Genomic DNA, 14,781 nt, shown 5'->3' on the forward strand with positions numbered 1-14,781 from the left:
GAGGTAAAATCAGCTGCAGATTCTTCAGCAAGTGCCGGGCATCCGGGAGCGACGTCCATGAGCGAATTGCGCGCTGCGACCAGGCAATCCACGGCGAGGACCGGGATCATCGAATTTGACGGCGCCAGGGGCACCGTGAGCATTCCCTGCACCATCGCGGACGTGTCCGGCACCGGCGCACGGCTGAAGCTCGACTGGTCGCTGGCGTTCCCGAAAGAGGCCACGCTGGTCTTTGCCGACGGCTTGCGAAAGACCTGCCGCGTGGCCTGGCAGAAGCGCCGCCTGCTCGGCGTCGCGTTCGCCGATGGCGTCGCCAGCGCGGATGAGCAGGCGCTAATGATGACGGAGGAAGAGCAGGCCTTGCACAGGCAGCATATTGGCGCTCAGGTCAAAGGCGCGCGCGAGGCGCGTGGCTATACCGAGGCCCAGATTGCGAACCTCGTCGGCGTCTCGCCCGAGTTCGTCTCACGTGCCGAGAGCGGTGAGATCAGCATCCCTCTGCACCAGCTTACCCACATGGCCGATCTGCTGCTGGTCGATCTCGACAGTCTCGTGGCAGGTCCGGCGTCGATCGCAATGCCGCCGGCCGGGCTGGGCGCCAGCGACAAATTCGAGCCCCTCCTCCGCTAGCCCTTGTGGCAGCACGAGGCGCCGTCCGCGTTCTGCGGATCACCGGCCAGCACGCTGCGGCTGTTGCGCTCCGGCGGGATGTCGCCGGCGGCGTTGGCCGCGAAGAAGCCGGTCGGCTTCAGCGTGAAGCCGGCATACTCGACCGGCATGATTGGAAAATCCTCGGGCTTGCAGATATGAGTGTGGCCGAAGGAGTGCCACACCACGATATCGGTGTTCTCGATGTTGCGGTTCTGCGCGGCGTAGCGCGGTAAGCCGTCGCCGCCGGCATGGTTGTTGGGATAATCGCCGCTGGCGTATTTTTCGTCCCGATCGAACGCGGTGACCCAGACATGCCTGGTGGCGAAGCCGCCGCGCTTGCGCACGTAGCTGCCCTCCTGCGCCAGCATCAGCGGGCTCGGATTGACCACGAGCTTGTAGGCGGGCGCATTGCCGACCGAATTGGTCTCGTTGGGGTTACTGATCTTCCAGAACCGGCCGGTCTCGCCATTGGCGATGGCGGCGGCATCGCGCTCGTGCGACAGCACGCGCGTCGTGGTGTCGAACGCGTTGCCGTGCGGATTATCATGGCCCCAGGGTCGCGGCACGAAATCGTGCTCGGTGACGGTGTTGCCGCCGCCGTCGAGATCCATGTGCAGGCGCACGTTGAAGAAGTGCTGATGCGTCGGGCCGCCGAGATTGTCGTCGACCATGCCGCCCCATTTGTACTTTTCGCCCGGCTGCACGGCGGCGGTCTGGATGATGCCGGTGAGCTTGGTCTCGAGCTGGATCGTGCCGTCCTGGTAGAGGTACCAGTAGAAGCCGTAATCGTAATTGCCGACGGTGGCGAAGAACGAGATCACGAGGCGGCGGGATCTGCGGACCTCGAACAGGCCGTTGCGGAATTCGTAGTGTTTCCAGGCAATTCCGTAGTCTTCTTCATGCATGCAAATGGCGTTCTGCATGACGAAGGGTTTTCCATTGTTGTCGGCGGCCGACACGTCGAAATAATGGATGTTGCCGAGGCAGTCGCAGCCGAGCTCGAGCGCGTTGGCGAGCGTGCCGAGCCCGTATTCGCCGGCATCGAACGCCGACTTCCAGAAATGGTTCGCGGTCGGATCGGCGTAAGGCACCACCATCTCGGTGACGCTGGCGCGATGGATCAGCGACCGCTTGCGCATCCCGTCCTGATAGCCGAGCTGATGCAGCACCAGCCCCTCGCGCGGCGTGAAGCCGACGCGAAAGCTCCATTTCTGCCAGTCCACCTTCCAGCCATCGACGCGAAAGCTCGCGCCCTCGGGCTGCTCGATATGCAGCGGCCTGATGTCAGTGCGCGGATTGGTGACTTCATGCGCGCCATAATTCCGCTTCTTGCGCGGGATCGGCACGATCGGGTCCGCATCGGTGAGATCGATGACCTTGCCGCCGATCAGGTCGACGACGGCGACCACGCCCTCGATCGGATGGGCGTAGCCGTTGTCCTGGAGGTGCTCGCGAAAGAAGCTGACGGCGCGAACGATGCGCGCGCCGCGCTCATACGCGAAATCGAAGAAGCCCGACGAGAACGGATCGACCTGGACCAGCTCGATGTCCTTGTCGGTGAGGCCACGCCGAACCATCGCCTTGCGCCAGCCCGGATCGGCCTTGACCACGGCCTCGCATTTGAAAAACTCTTCCAGCATCACCGACGGCTGCCCATAGGGCGCCTCGCGGTTCGGAACGACCTTCCGCACGATGATCTCGCTGTGTGCGAGATCGACGATATGCTCGATCGCCTCGCCCGTCACCACGTCGAGCGTCAGCGCGAAGGCGCGGCGCGGCGTCCCGCCTGCGGCCAGCTCCAGCTTGGTCGGCTCCTCCAGCCGCACCGTCGGAAAGCGGCAGTTTTCCGGCGAGGTCGCCGCGGCACGCACCAGCGTGCAGGCAGCGGTGATCTCGTCTGCCGTTAGCGGATCGAGTGGATGCGGTGCGGCAGTTTGCGTCGACGATTTTTCTTTGACGGTATCGAGCATATGATGTCCTGACGTCAGCGCGGAGCTAGATGTGTCGTGATGGCGCGGAAGGCCGCGAACCAGCGTTGGTCGATCGGGACATCCATCGCCTTGGGCTGCGTCGCGAGCTTGACGATGACGGTGTCCGAGTCGAGATCGACATAGAGGTGCTGGCCGTGGATGCCGATCGCGGTGAGCGCGTTGCGCGCCGGATCGATCGTGAACCATTTGCTGCGATAGCGCGCGCCCGGGAAGAACTCGGCGAGGTCACCATCGGCCCACGCCTTGGTGTCGCCGTTCTCGCGGATGTCGTCGATCCACCAGCCCGGTACGATCTGCCGCCCCTCCACCACGCCGCGATTGCGCATCATCTCGCCGAAGCGCAGCAGGTCGCGCGCGGTGACGGAGATACCGCCGGCGAGGCGGCCCATGCCGTGGCTGTCGAGCGTCAGCGAGCCGTCCTCCTCGGCGCCCATCGGCTGCCAGAGATATTCGGAGAGGATGCGATGGTAGGGCATGCCGCAGGCGCGCTCATAGACCCAGCCGAGCACCTCGGTGTTGGTGGAGACGTAGTGGAACACCTTGCCATGCGGCTTGCCGGTGCCGCGGAGCGTGGCGAGATAGGCCCGCTGATGGCCAGGCTCGACGCCGGGCGGTGGCACGTCCCAGCCTGACGAGAAGCGGTAGCGCGCGACGTCGCCGGCCGGGTCCTCATAATCCTCCTCGAATTTGATCGCGACCGTCATGTCGAGGAGATTGCGGACCGTGCAGGTGCCGTAGACCGAGGTCTCGAGCTCCGGCACATAGCGCACTACCCTCGCCTCCGGATCGACCAGGCCGCGCCCGGCCAGCACGCCGCCGAGCGTGCCGGCGACCGCCTTGCTGATCGAGCAGATCAGATGCGGCGTGGTCACGCTCATGCCGTCGCCGTACCATTCGTGGATCAGCGTGCCTCGGTGCATGACGAGTAGCGTATCGGCAAACGTCTCGCGCAACGTGGCTTCGATGGTGGTCGCCTTGCCGTCGGGCGCGGTGTAGCCGAGTTTTGCCAATTCGCGCGGCGCGCTCGCGATAGGCGTCGGATGTGCCGACCGGCGGATTTCGGCGGTCGGCAGCACTTCGCGGGTGTGGGTAAAGCCCCAGCGGATGGCTGGAAAGCTACGCCAATTGGCGCTCGTCACCTGGGCCTCGGGCGCGGGCGGGCTGCCGCGCATGATCTCGGTCGGTCGCATCTCGATCCCCCCGCAGAACGTGATCCCGGCCCCGATGCCGGGAATGGCAATGGGAAGACTGCACGCCGGCCCCATCGGGCGTTATCGAGATCCGGCAATATTTTGCTGGACAGGCGCGATAGCCATGCCAGTCTGGCGTGGTTCTTGCTGGCTGCTCCGTTACCGGATTCCGACGTATTGTCATGGCCTTAAGCACAACTCTTCCGATTCAAGACTCGGCTGCCAGCCTGTTTCAGGCGAGTAGCAACGATGTGGACGAGCATTGCGCGGCGCTCGGCCGCTGGCGGCTGAGCTACGACCAGATCAGTGCCGGCGCGTTCATGGGAAGCTTTACCCAGCTCTCCCTGCCGCGCGTCGAGGTGTTTCGCGAGATCACCAGCCAGCAGGTCCGCCAATACGGCCAGCTCGGTGCCGACAGCTTTGGCATCGGGCTGCGCTGGCACGGCGACGGCGAGATCAATTGCAACGGCGCCAGCGTCGCAGGCACCCAGGTGATCGCCTGCATCGATGCCGAAGTCGACATGTGCACGCCGAAGGCATTCGAGTTTCGCGGCGTCGTCACCAGCGCGGCGCTGATCGAGGAGCTGGCTGCCAACCTCGACATCGAGCTGCCACGCGCGGTCTGGCACCAGCTGCGGGCGATGGAGATGGCCGATGCGCCGGTCGCGCGGCTGCGCCAGCTTCTCACGGCGATCCAGGAGACCATCACAAAGGCGCCCGGGCGTTTCGACGATCCGGCCGCCCGGCAGGCGCTGGAAGATGCCCTCCTCGTCGAGATCATGGACATGCTGCCGACGGCGCACTCTGCCGATCCCGGCCGCAGCGCTGCAGCGCGCAAGCGCACCGTCGACCGCGCGCGCGCGCTGATGCATGGCAGCGGCGACCGCTCCCTCTCCCTGCTTGAGGTCTGCAAGGCCGTCGGCGCCAGCCCTCGCAAGCTCGGCTATTGCTTCCAGGAAGTTCTGGGCACGAGCCCGATGCATTATTGGCGCGCGATGCGGCTGAACCGCGTCCGTCGCGACCTCAAGCGCGGCGCCGGGACGTCAGTCTATGACATCGCCGTGCAGCACGGCTTCTGGCACTTCAGCCAGTTCTCGCTCGACTACAAGCGCCACTTCTCCGAGCTTCCCTCGGAGACGTTGCGGCGCGCGAAGCTTACCGCCTGACTCCTGTCAGCGGTGCCGCAGCCGGCGGTTGACCCGGCGAGCCAGATAATCGCCGGCGCTCTGGACCAGCTGCACCAGCGCGATCAGCACGACCACGACGGCCAGCATCATCTCCGGCATGAAGCGCTGGTAGCCGTAGCGGATGCCGAGATCGCCAAGCCCGCCGCCACCGACGGCGCCGACCATGGCGGAATAGCCGAGCAGGCTGACGACTGCGAGCGTCAGCGCCAGCAGCAGGCCGGGCAGCGCCTCGGGGATCAGCACCTTGAACACGATCTGGATCGGCGAGGCCCCGAACGAGGACGCAGTCTCGATCAGGCCACCATCGACCTCGCGGATCGCGGCCTCGACGAGGCGCGCAATGAACGGCGCCGACGCGATCGTCAGCGGCACGATCGCCGCGGTCGAGCCGATCGAAGTGCCGGCAATCAGCCGCGTGAACGGGATGATGGCCACGACCAGGATGATGAAGGGCGTGGAGCGCGTCGCATTGACGACGATGCCGAGCACGCGATTGACGGCGGGAGCAGCGAACAGCTCGCCCTTCCGGCTGGTCGCAAGGAAGACGCCGAGCGGCAGGCCGAAGGCGGTGCCGAGCAGCGCCGCGATGCCGACCATGTACAGGCTCTCTCCCGTGGCCTGGATAATCAGATTGATGAGTTCAGGCGACATAGCCGAGACGCTCCGCCGAGAATTGGTATTGAGACAGCCAGGCCAGCGTGCGCGTTGCTGCGCCCTCGCCGCCAGAAATGCCAATGGGTATGCCGAGCACCAGCGAGCCCACATGCTGCCCGCCGATCTCGTCGATGCGCGCCGACAGCAGCGAGACGTCGAGGCCGAGCTCGCGGGCGAGCCGCGCGATCAGCGTATCGCCGGCCCCTGCCCCGCGCACCTGGACACGGATCACGGCTTGGCTGCCCTCTTCCTGCACGATCCGGCTGGCCAGCGAGACCGGCAGGCTGTCGCCGGTGACCTCGGCCAGGAAGGACTGCGTGATCGGGTGTTTGGGGTGAGTGAAAATCTCGGCGACGTGGCCGCTCTCGACGACGTGGCCGGCATCCAACACGACGACTTCCCTGGCGAGCTGGCGCACCACGGACATTTCATGGGTGATCAGCACGATGGTCACCCCGAGCTCGCGGTTGATGTTGGCGAGCAGGTCGAGGATGGCGCGCGTGGTCTGCGGATCGAGCGCCGAGGTCGCCTCGTCCGACAGCAGCACGCTCGGCCGCGTCGCCAGCGCCCGGGCAATGCCGACGCGCTGCTTCTGTCCGCCGGACAGTTCTGAGGGGTAGCGGTCGTGCTTGTCGGCGATGTCGACGAGGTCGAGCAACTCGGCCACGCGCGCGCGGATGTCGACTTTTGACCAGCCGGCGATCTCCAGCGGCAGCGCGATGTTGTCAGCCGCAGTGCGCGACGACAGCAGGTTGAAGTGCTGGAAGATCATGCCGATCGACCGCTGCGCCAGCCGCAAGTCCCGCCCCGTAAGCGCCGAGATATCCTTGCCATCGACGACGATGCAGCCCGTCGTGGGTTTCTCGAGGCCGTTGATGAGCCGGACTAGGCTCGACTTGCCGGCGCCGGAGCGGCCGATCACGCCTGTGATGGAACCGCGCGCGATCTCGAAGTCGATGCCTTGCAGCGCGTTGACGCCGGGCTTGCCGCGATAGGCCGGATAGGTCTTCGAAATATTCTCGAACCGGACCATCGCCTCCGGCTGAGCCGCGGCGTCTTGGATCTCGACCGGCTCTCCGATCACCAGCGATGGGTGCGCATTCATGGAAGCGGCTTTCATGCACGATATTTAGCTCGGTCGCCCGGAAGGCGCACGAAAACAAGGTCTCTCGCTGTCCAAGCGACGGAGGGTGGAACAAGGCAGTCGCCCAACGGCGACGCTGCGCTGCAACACACCATCGCCTTTTCCGGTCTTTCTTGCAATTTCAGATATTTGCGGGGAGTTGGGCGAAGTTTTCCCAATCCCCCGGCTGGAAAGAAAATTCATCTGCCGGGGGTATCCGCCTGCGGCGGGCTTACCGGACCATTGCGAGCCAGGGCAGCACGATCAGCAGCAGCCCTGCGAAATAGAGCCCCCCGAAGATCAGGCCAAAACCCCAGAACTGGCCCTTCCCGATATAGCCGCTGCCGTAATACATCGGCGCCGGCCCGGTGGCGTAAGGCGAGATCACGCCCATCAGGCCGAGCGAATACATGCAGAGCGCGGCGAGCGTCGGGACCGGCAGATCGGGGATGCCGGAGCCGACAGCGAGCACCACCGGCAGCACGGCCGCCGCATGCGAGGTGATGCTCGAGAAGAAATAGTGGATCCAGAAGAACAGCGCGACCAAGAGGATCATCGCGGTCGATGGCGTGAGCCCTGTGAGCGGCTTGGCGAATTCATTGGCGAACCATTTGATGAAGCCGATCTCGTTCAGTCCCGAAGCCAGCGTCAACAGCGAGGTGAAATAGAAGAACACCTCCCAGGCGCTCTTCTCGCTGGCGATGTCGGCGAACTCGATCACGCCGGTGACCAGCATCAGCGAGATCACGATGAAGACGACGGTCGTGGCATTGACGAAGTTCGAGCCGAGCAAGGGCACGTGGATGTCCGGACTCGAGCCCGCGATCCACAGGAACATCGCGAGGATAATCAGCACCAGCATGATCCACTCGTTGCGCGACATCGGCCCCATCTCCGCGAGCTCCTTCGCCGCCCATTCGGAAATCTCGGGGCTGCGCTTCACCTCCGGCCGGCAGATCGCGTAGCTGAGCAGCGGCACGAGGATCATCAGGAGGATGCCGAGCGGCGCGAAGCCGATGAACCACTGGCCCCAGCTGACATCGACGCCGACCGTCTTCTTGGCGATCGCGAGTGCTGCTGCGTTCGGTGCCAGCGCGGTGAAGAACAGCGAACTCGTGATCGCGGTCGCCGCGAAGGCGGTCCACATCACGTAAGTGCCGATCTTGCCGGCGGTCGGTCCCGGTTCGGAGCCGTAGATGCGCGGGATGTTGCTGATGATGGGATAGACGATGCCGCCGCTGCGCGCGGTGTTGGACGGCGTTGCGGGTGCAAGCAGGAAGTCCGACATCGCGACCGCATAGCCGAGGCCGAGCGTGTTGGTGCCGAGGCGCCGCACCAGCACCAGCGCGATGCGCCGGCCAAGCTGGCTCTTGCGATAGCCGATCGAGAACACGAAGGCGCCGACGATCAGCCACACCGTGCTCTCGGCAAAGCCGGCGAGCATCCAGCGCAGCGATTTGCCGGGATCGGCATCGATATAGCCGCCGACGCCGGCGACCGTCAGCCCGATCAGGCCCACCGCACCGACCGGCATCGATTCCAGGATCAGTCCGGTGATGACGGCCGCGAACACGGCAAAATAGTGCCACTGATTGACGTTGAGACCTGCCGGCACTGGCCACAAATAAATCGCCAGCCATACCACCAGCGGCGCGATCAGCTTCCAGCGATGCATTCTCGGTCCCTCCCGCGGCGCGCGCGGGATCGCTGACCGAGCCGCTGCCGCCAAAGCCTGTTACGGCACAGATCGGCGGGCGTTTCAATGCCTGCGCGAAGCCGCCTAGCCCTCTGTCCCCGTCTTGGCGAGCGGCGCCGGCGGTGCCATGAGAGAGCGGCGGTCGGATTCGACGACTCGGTTACGGCCCTGCCCCTTGGCCTGATACAGCGCAGCGTCGGCGGCCGCCACCAGCATGTCGCCCTTCGGCACATGGAGTGGCGTCACGGCCAGGCCGATCGACGCCGTGATGTTGCGCAGCGGCGCGCCGTTGGGGATGTCGACATGCATCGCCCTGACAGCATCGAGCACGGCATTGGCGCGCGCGAGCGCGGCATCGATATCGGCGCCCGGCATCAGCACCAAAAATTCCTCGCCGCCGAAGCGGCCGACGATATCGGTCTTGCGGATCGTCTTCTCGAGCACAGTGCCGAGCTCACGCAGCACCGCGTCGCCGGACTCGTGGCCAAAGGTGTCATTGATCTTCTTGAAATGGTCGACGTCGATGATCAAAAGCGCCATCGTCTCGCCGGTGCGCATCGCACGGCCGGATTCACGCGCCAGCGCATCCTCGAGGAAGCGGCGGTTGTAGAGACCGGTGAGCTGGTCGCGGATGGCCTGGCTGCGCAACTGCTCGCGAAGCTGCAGGTTGGCGAGCGCCAGCGAAATCTGCTCGGCCAGCATCGTTGCGAGCTGATCGGTATCGTCGGCAAACGACGTGCCGGCGGCCTCGCGATAGAGCACGCCGAGCAGCGTGTTCTGCGCGATCAGCGGCTGGCAGAGGTAAGTGCCGATTCCGGCCTCGCAGCAGGCGTGGCCGCATACGAGGCCCTGGCTCGCCTCCGAGACCGGGAACTTGGTGCCGCGGCGCAACGCCCAGCAATCGTCGAGAGCGAATGCCTGCGCGGTCGAGGTCACCTCGCCCCAGCGCGGCCCGCGGGTCACGCCGTCGCGGGCATCGTTCATCAGGTACAGCGCGCCGGCCTCGTCGGGAAACAGGAAGCCGGCATAGGTTTCCACGGCCGCAAAGATCTCGTCCGGCTTCTGGCAGGACTGGAGCACGCCGGAGAGTTCGGTCAAAAGCGCGATTTCCTTGGTGCGGATCTCGGATGCCTTCAGCGATGACGTCAACCGCGCGTTGGTGTCCTGCAATTGCCTGGCATGCTCGGCGCGTTCGGCTTCCGCCAGCATCACATCGGTCTTGTCCTGGACGATCCAGAGGATCTCGCCCTCGCCGCCGCGCGCCGAGGGCAGCGGCTTGCCATAGGCGTCGATCAGGACCGTGGAGCCGTCCTTGCGGCGCAGGTGAAGCTGCGCGGCGCTCGCCATCGCGCTGTCGCGGATCTTGGTCAGCGTCGCGCCGAAGACCTGACTGTCGGCGTCGGATGCGAGCAGCGATTCCACCGTTTCGTTCTGGAGCTCGTCGGACAATCGTCCGCACAACTCGGCGACGCGCCGGTTGCTGCGCAGGATCTTGTGCCCGCGGGTGAACAGGATGCCGGCCAGGGGATTGTCGACCAGCGCGCGCTGCTCGGCGTCGAGCGCCATGAGGTTCCCAAACAGCCGGCGCGAGCGGAGGCCAATGCCCGCAATCAACGCGATCAGCAGCGTGATCACGGCTCCGCTGGCGAGCACCAGATCAGGCACGACATGGTCGACCGCATAGATCGATCCCGGCCGGGCATTGAACACGAGGCGCCAGACCCGCTCGCCGACGACCAGCGAACGATCGGCCGCGACGCCGCCGGGCTCGGCGACTTGCGAGACCAGGCTGACGTTCGGCTCGGTGCTGTTGTACATCAGCGTCGAGGCCGCGGTCGGGTCCTCCGCCTCGCCGCTCATGGTGCCGTCCCTGGCCTGCTTGGCATAGCCGCGATCGACGATCTGCACCTGCATCTGCTGCAGCGAGCGCGGATCGAGCACGCCGCGCATCAGATCGTTCATGCGATAGACCGAGGCGACGAAACCGCGCAATGCGGCAACACGCTGCGACGGGGTCTGGGCCGGCTCGCCCGCGCGATAGATCGGTGCGCGCAGGATGAAGCCGAGGCCGCCCGAGCGATCCTGCACCAGCTTGACCGGCGGTGTCGCGACGATGCGGCCCGTCTCGGCCGTACGCCGCAGGGAATCGAGTTGCGCCGGATTGGCTGCGGCGTCGAAGCCGAGCGCATCCTCATTGCCGCGTATCGGCTCGACGAATTCAACGATGTCGTAGACCGCGCGCTTGCCGGGCGGCTTCAGCGCGAAATCGGGCTGGCCTGCGGAATCCACGCTGCCGTCGGCGCGCACTTCGGCAAGGAATGCGTCGAGACCGTCTGGTGTGACATGACGGAGCGCTTGCAGCGCCTGGAAACCGGGATAGCGGCGGCCGAGGTCGAGCACGTCGATGTAGCGGCGGAACTGCGCCCGGTCGACGGTGCCGCCGATCGAGGCATAGAGCCCCTGCATGCTGACCAGCACCTCGGCATGGGTGCGCAGGCGTTCACCGACGGCTGCGGAGATATCGGCGGCGTCGGCGCTGAAGCGGCGCTGCATGTCGGCCGCAAGCATCCTTTCGGACAGCACGCGCGCCGCGAAGGTCAGCGAAAGCCCAACAACGAGAATGGCACCGGTCGCGGCGATGGTTCGCGTCCGCGCCGATCCCAACATGCCCCGCAATGCCATGGCTGCAATCCCTTAACCACAAGCGCCCACCCCTGGGCAGAAACATGCGGGGTGGATATCGCAGGCGGCATTGAGAATGGGTTTGCGGCGCGTCTCTCCTGCGCAAAGCGGTAAAGAAAGGGTTGGCTACCTTCCTCTAAACTTAGGTTTGCGCCGCGTCAGGAATGCTTCGATGCCCTCCTTGTGGTCCTCGCTGAGGCTCGCCAGCGCGAACTGGTCGATATCCATGTGGCTGGCGAGATCGTCGAGCGCATGCGCGAGCCGGTTGACGGTCAGCTTCGTCATCGCGACCGAGAGCGGCGGCTGTGCGGCGACCTTCCACGCGAGCTCCATCGCCGCGTCGAACGCCTTGCCGGGATCGACGACCTGCTCCACCAGGCCCCATTGATAGGCCTCGTCAGCCGAGATGCGCTCGTCGGCCAGGATCACCGCCTGCTTGGTGCGGGCCGGCCCCATCAGATGCAGCATGCGCGGGATGCTCTGCCAGCTCATGTTCATGCCGAGCCCGATCTCGGGCACGCGCAGATGCGCATCGCTGCCCATCACGCGAAAGTCGAGCGCGACCGCCAGCGCCACGCCGCCGCCGACGCAAAAGCCTTCGATCGCAGCGATGGTGATCTGCTCCATCTCCTGCCAGGCATGGGTGAGCCGCGGTCCGAGCTTGAGATGCCGCCGCAGCGCACCAAGATCCATCTCCTTGCGCGAGCGCCCTTCGGCGTCCTTCAGGTCGAAGCCGGCGCTGAACGCGCCCGCATTGCCCGTCAACACCACGGCGGTCGTCGCCGCATCATCCTCGAAGCTGCGCGCCGCCGCCGTGAGCTGGCGCATCGCCTCCGGCGACAAGGCGTTGATGCCATCATGGCGGTCGAACCGCACCACCGCGATCCGCCCCTCGGGACCGAGGCCCTTCTCGATCTTGACGAAGTCTTTCATGGCGCGTCTCCGAAGCTGATTTTTGCCTGATCGTAGCGCACAAACGCCGTCACGAATACGTGGCCGGATTGCGCTGCAACGAACCCTCGACAGGCAGGGAAGGTTTCGCTTAATCTTTCGCCATGAGCCACGATCACGACCACCATCATCACCACGACCACGATCATTCGGAACTGTCGGAGACCGAGCTGCGCGTGCGCGCGCTCGAGACGATTCTGACCGAAAAAGGCTATGTCGAGCCGGCCGCGCTCGACGCCATCATCCAAGCCTACGAGACCAAGATCGGTCCGCATAACGGCGCGCGCGTCGTCGCCAAGGCCTGGAGCGATCCGGCGTTCAAGAAGGCGCTGCTGGAGGACGGCAGCAAGGCGATCGGAACGCTCGGCCATGTCAGCCGCGTCGGCGACCATCTCGTCGTGGTCGAGAATACGCCCGAGCGTCACAACATGGTCGTGTGCACGCTGTGCTCCTGCTACCCCTGGGAAATGCTCGGGCTGCCGCCGGTCTGGTACAAGGCCTCGCCCTACCGCTCGCGCGCGGTTAGGGATCCGCGCGGCGTGCTTGCCGATTTCGGCGTGACGCTGCCGACGGACATGGAAATTCGGGTCTGGGATTCCACGGCAGAGACGCGCTTCCTGGTGCTGCCGATGCGCCCCGCGGGCGCGGAAGGCTGGAGCGAGGAGCAGCTCGCCGGCCTCGTTACGCGAGACTCGATGATCGGTACGGGATTCCCCAGGACGCCCGGAGCCCCGTCGTGAACGGCGTCCACGACATGGGCGGCATGGACGGTTTTGGCAAGGTCGAGCCCGAGCCGAACGAGCCGATGTTCCACGAGGCGTGGGAGTCCCGCGTGCTGGCGATGGTGCGCGCGATGGGCGCGGCCGGCGCGTTCAACATCGACACCTCGCGCTTCTATCGCGAGACACTGCCGCCGCATGTCTACCTCTCCAGTTCCTACTACAAAAAATGGTTCCTCGGTCTCGAGGAGATGCTGATCGAGAAGGGCTACCTCACCCGCGAGGAAGTCGCCGCCGGCCATGCGATGCAGCCCGGCAAGGCGCTCAAGCACGGCAAGTTCGACCTCGCCAATGTCGAGCGCATCATGGTGCGCGGCAAGTTCGCCCGCCCTGCGCCTGCGCCGGCCAGGTTCAACATCGGCGATCGCGTCCGTGCGAAAAACATCCATCCGACCACGCACACGCGGCTGCCGCGCTATGTGCGCGGGCATGTCGGCGTGGTCGAGCTGAACCACGGCTGCCACGTGTTTCCGGATTCGGCGGCGATGGAGCTCGGCGAGAACCCGCAATGGCTCTACACGGTCGTATTCGAAGGCCGCGATCTCTGGGGCGCGGATGGCGATCCGACGCTGAAAGTCTCGATCGACGCGTTCGAGCCCTATCTGGATCCGGCGTGATGAGCAGCAAGGCTGCTGCTGCCGCCGCGACGGCGGCCATTCCGAGCATTCCGCACGATGACGACGGCCCGGTGTTCCGCGCGCCCTGGGAAGCGCAGGCTTTTGCGATGGCACTGACGCTGCACGACCGCGGCGTGTTCACCTGGCCGGAATGGGCCGCAGCCTTGGCCTCCGAAATCAAGCGCGCGCAGGCCGCCGGCGACCCGGATACGGGCGAGACCTACTATCTGCACTGGCTCGCCACGCTGGAGGGCCTCGTCGCACGCAAGGGTGTTGCGTCGATGGACACGCTGCATCGCTATCGCGACGCCTGGGACCACGCGGCGGTTCGCACGCCGCACGGCAAGCCGATCGAGCTGCGGGACGAGGATTTTGCGTAGGGCTCCGTCATTGCGAGCGCAGCGAAGCAATCCAGATTCTCTCAGTAGAGGCAGCCTGGATTGCTTCGTCGCAAGGGCTCCTCGCAATGACAGCGGAGATTGAGGCGCTACCGTCCCGCCACAAACTCCCGCCAGCCCTTCGCCCGCAAGCTGCACGCCGGACACTCCCCGCAGCCATAACCCCACTCGTGCTGCGCGCCGCGTTCGCCGAGATAGCAGGTGTGAGACTGTTCCCGGATGAGATCGACGAGTCCCGCGCCGCCGAGGTCATGCGCCAGCTTCCACGTTGCCGCCTTGTCGATCCACATCAGCGGCGTATGAAGCTCGAACTTGCGGGCCATGCCGAGCGAGAGCGCAGCCTGCATCGCGCGAATGGTGTCGTCGCGGCAATCGGGGTAGCCGGAATAGTCGGTCTCGCACATGCCGCCGACGATGTCTGTGATGCCGCGCCGGTAGGCCAGTGCCGCGGCGAAGGTCAGGAACACCAGGTTGCGGCCGGGCACGAAGGTGTTGGGCAATCCATCGGCGCCCATCGCGATCGCGACATCGCGCGTCAGCGCGGTCTCGGAGACAGCCGCCAGCGTCGGGATCGACAGCGTATGGCTCTCGCCAAGCTTTGCGGCCCAATCCGCGCGAAGACCCTTGATGCCCTCGAGCAACTGGTCGCGGCAATCGAGCTCGACAGCGTGGCGTTGCCCGTACGCGAACCCCAGCGTTTCCACGCGCGCAAATCGGCTCAGCGCCCAGGCGAGGCAGGTGGTGGAATCCTGGCCGCCGGAGAACAGCACCAGCGCGGTTTGTGATGAAAATGCGTCACCCATGGCCCGCGCTTTAGCACTGCGGAAGCGGCCCGCCAATCGGTGGAAATTGGCCTGTTCCG

Annotated in this window: 13 protein-coding genes; 5 read left to right on the forward strand and 8 right to left on the reverse strand. The window is 65.5% G+C overall.

What is annotated here, in order from left to right; genetic code table 11:
- The first annotated feature begins 57 nt into the window (after positions 1–57).
- Positions 58–630, forward strand: coding sequence for a helix-turn-helix domain-containing protein (locus tag FXB38_RS17945; RefSeq protein WP_148752232.1), 573 nt, complete (start codon positions 58–60; stop codon positions 628–630).
- On the opposite strand, the gene FXB38_RS17950 is transcribed toward FXB38_RS17945, so the two are convergent.
- A complete protein-coding gene (locus tag FXB38_RS17950; RefSeq protein WP_148752234.1) occupies positions 627–2,621 on the reverse strand; it encodes a primary-amine oxidase in 1,995 nt (664 codons plus the stop codon). The two genes, FXB38_RS17945 and FXB38_RS17950, sit on opposite strands and share 4 nt — an antisense overlap.
- Before the next feature lie 14 nt (positions 2,622–2,635).
- Entirely contained in the window at positions 2,636–3,832 is a 1,197-nt protein-coding gene (locus FXB38_RS17955) for a serine hydrolase domain-containing protein (protein WP_148752235.1), read from the reverse strand.
- A gap of 182 nt (positions 3,833–4,014) precedes the next feature.
- Here FXB38_RS17955 and FXB38_RS17960 point away from each other — a divergent pair, with 182 nt between their 5' ends.
- Positions 4,015–4,998, forward strand: coding sequence for a helix-turn-helix domain-containing protein (locus tag FXB38_RS17960; RefSeq protein ID WP_148752237.1), 984 nt, complete (start codon positions 4,015–4,017; stop codon positions 4,996–4,998).
- Positions 4,999–5,004: 6 nt separating this feature from the next.
- On the opposite strand, the gene FXB38_RS17965 is transcribed toward FXB38_RS17960, so the two are convergent.
- The 5 genes from FXB38_RS17965 to FXB38_RS17985 form a co-directional block, all read right to left on the reverse strand.
- Complete coding sequence (locus FXB38_RS17965) at positions 5,005–5,670, reverse strand: methionine ABC transporter permease (protein ID WP_148752239.1); 666 nt, start codon at positions 5,668–5,670, stop codon at positions 5,005–5,007.
- Positions 5,660–6,778, reverse strand: coding sequence for a methionine ABC transporter ATP-binding protein (locus FXB38_RS17970; protein WP_246229951.1), 1,119 nt, complete (start codon positions 6,776–6,778; stop codon positions 5,660–5,662). The genes FXB38_RS17965 and FXB38_RS17970 overlap by 11 nt, the downstream gene beginning before the upstream one ends.
- Before the next feature lie 250 nt (positions 6,779–7,028).
- Positions 7,029–8,471: a DASS family sodium-coupled anion symporter gene (locus tag FXB38_RS17975; protein ID WP_148752241.1), complete on the reverse strand. Its 1,443-nt coding sequence runs from the start codon at positions 8,469–8,471 to the stop codon at positions 7,029–7,031.
- A 105-nt stretch (positions 8,472–8,576) separates the two neighbouring features.
- Complete coding sequence (locus FXB38_RS17980) at positions 8,577–11,174, reverse strand: sensor domain-containing diguanylate cyclase (protein ID WP_148752243.1); 2,598 nt, start codon at positions 11,172–11,174, stop codon at positions 8,577–8,579.
- Between the two features lie 126 nt (positions 11,175–11,300).
- The gene (locus tag FXB38_RS17985; protein ID WP_148752244.1) at positions 11,301–12,107 is read right to left on the reverse strand and encodes an enoyl-CoA hydratase/isomerase family protein; all 807 of its coding nucleotides are present in this window, start codon (positions 12,105–12,107) and stop codon (positions 11,301–11,303) included.
- Positions 12,108–12,229: 122 nt separating this feature from the next.
- Here FXB38_RS17985 and nthA point away from each other — a divergent pair, with 122 nt between their 5' ends.
- Genes nthA through FXB38_RS18000 form a run of 3 tightly spaced genes read left to right on the forward strand, consistent with a single transcriptional unit; the run spans position 12,230 to position 13,901 of the window.
- On the forward strand, positions 12,230–12,865 hold the full coding sequence (gene nthA / locus FXB38_RS17990; protein WP_148752246.1) for a nitrile hydratase subunit alpha: 636 nt from the start codon (positions 12,230–12,232) through the stop codon (positions 12,863–12,865).
- On the forward strand, positions 12,862–13,521 hold the full coding sequence (gene nthB / locus FXB38_RS17995) for a nitrile hydratase subunit beta (RefSeq protein WP_148752248.1): 660 nt from the start codon (positions 12,862–12,864) through the stop codon (positions 13,519–13,521). The genes nthA and nthB overlap by 4 nt, the downstream gene beginning before the upstream one ends.
- The gene (locus FXB38_RS18000; protein WP_148752249.1) at positions 13,521–13,901 is read left to right on the forward strand and encodes a nitrile hydratase accessory protein; all 381 of its coding nucleotides are present in this window, start codon (positions 13,521–13,523) and stop codon (positions 13,899–13,901) included. The genes nthB and FXB38_RS18000 overlap by 1 nt, the downstream gene beginning before the upstream one ends.
- 107 nt (positions 13,902–14,008) lie before the next feature.
- Here FXB38_RS18000 and queC read toward each other — a convergent pair whose 3' ends face one another.
- Complete coding sequence (gene queC, locus FXB38_RS18005; RefSeq protein ID WP_148752251.1) at positions 14,009–14,722, reverse strand: 7-cyano-7-deazaguanine synthase QueC; 714 nt, start codon at positions 14,720–14,722, stop codon at positions 14,009–14,011.
- Positions 14,723–14,781: the final 59 nt, after the last annotated feature.

The sequence above is a fragment of the Bradyrhizobium cytisi genome (genome assembly GCF_008123515.1).
Classification (GTDB): domain Bacteria; phylum Pseudomonadota; class Alphaproteobacteria; order Rhizobiales; family Xanthobacteraceae; genus Bradyrhizobium; species Bradyrhizobium cytisi.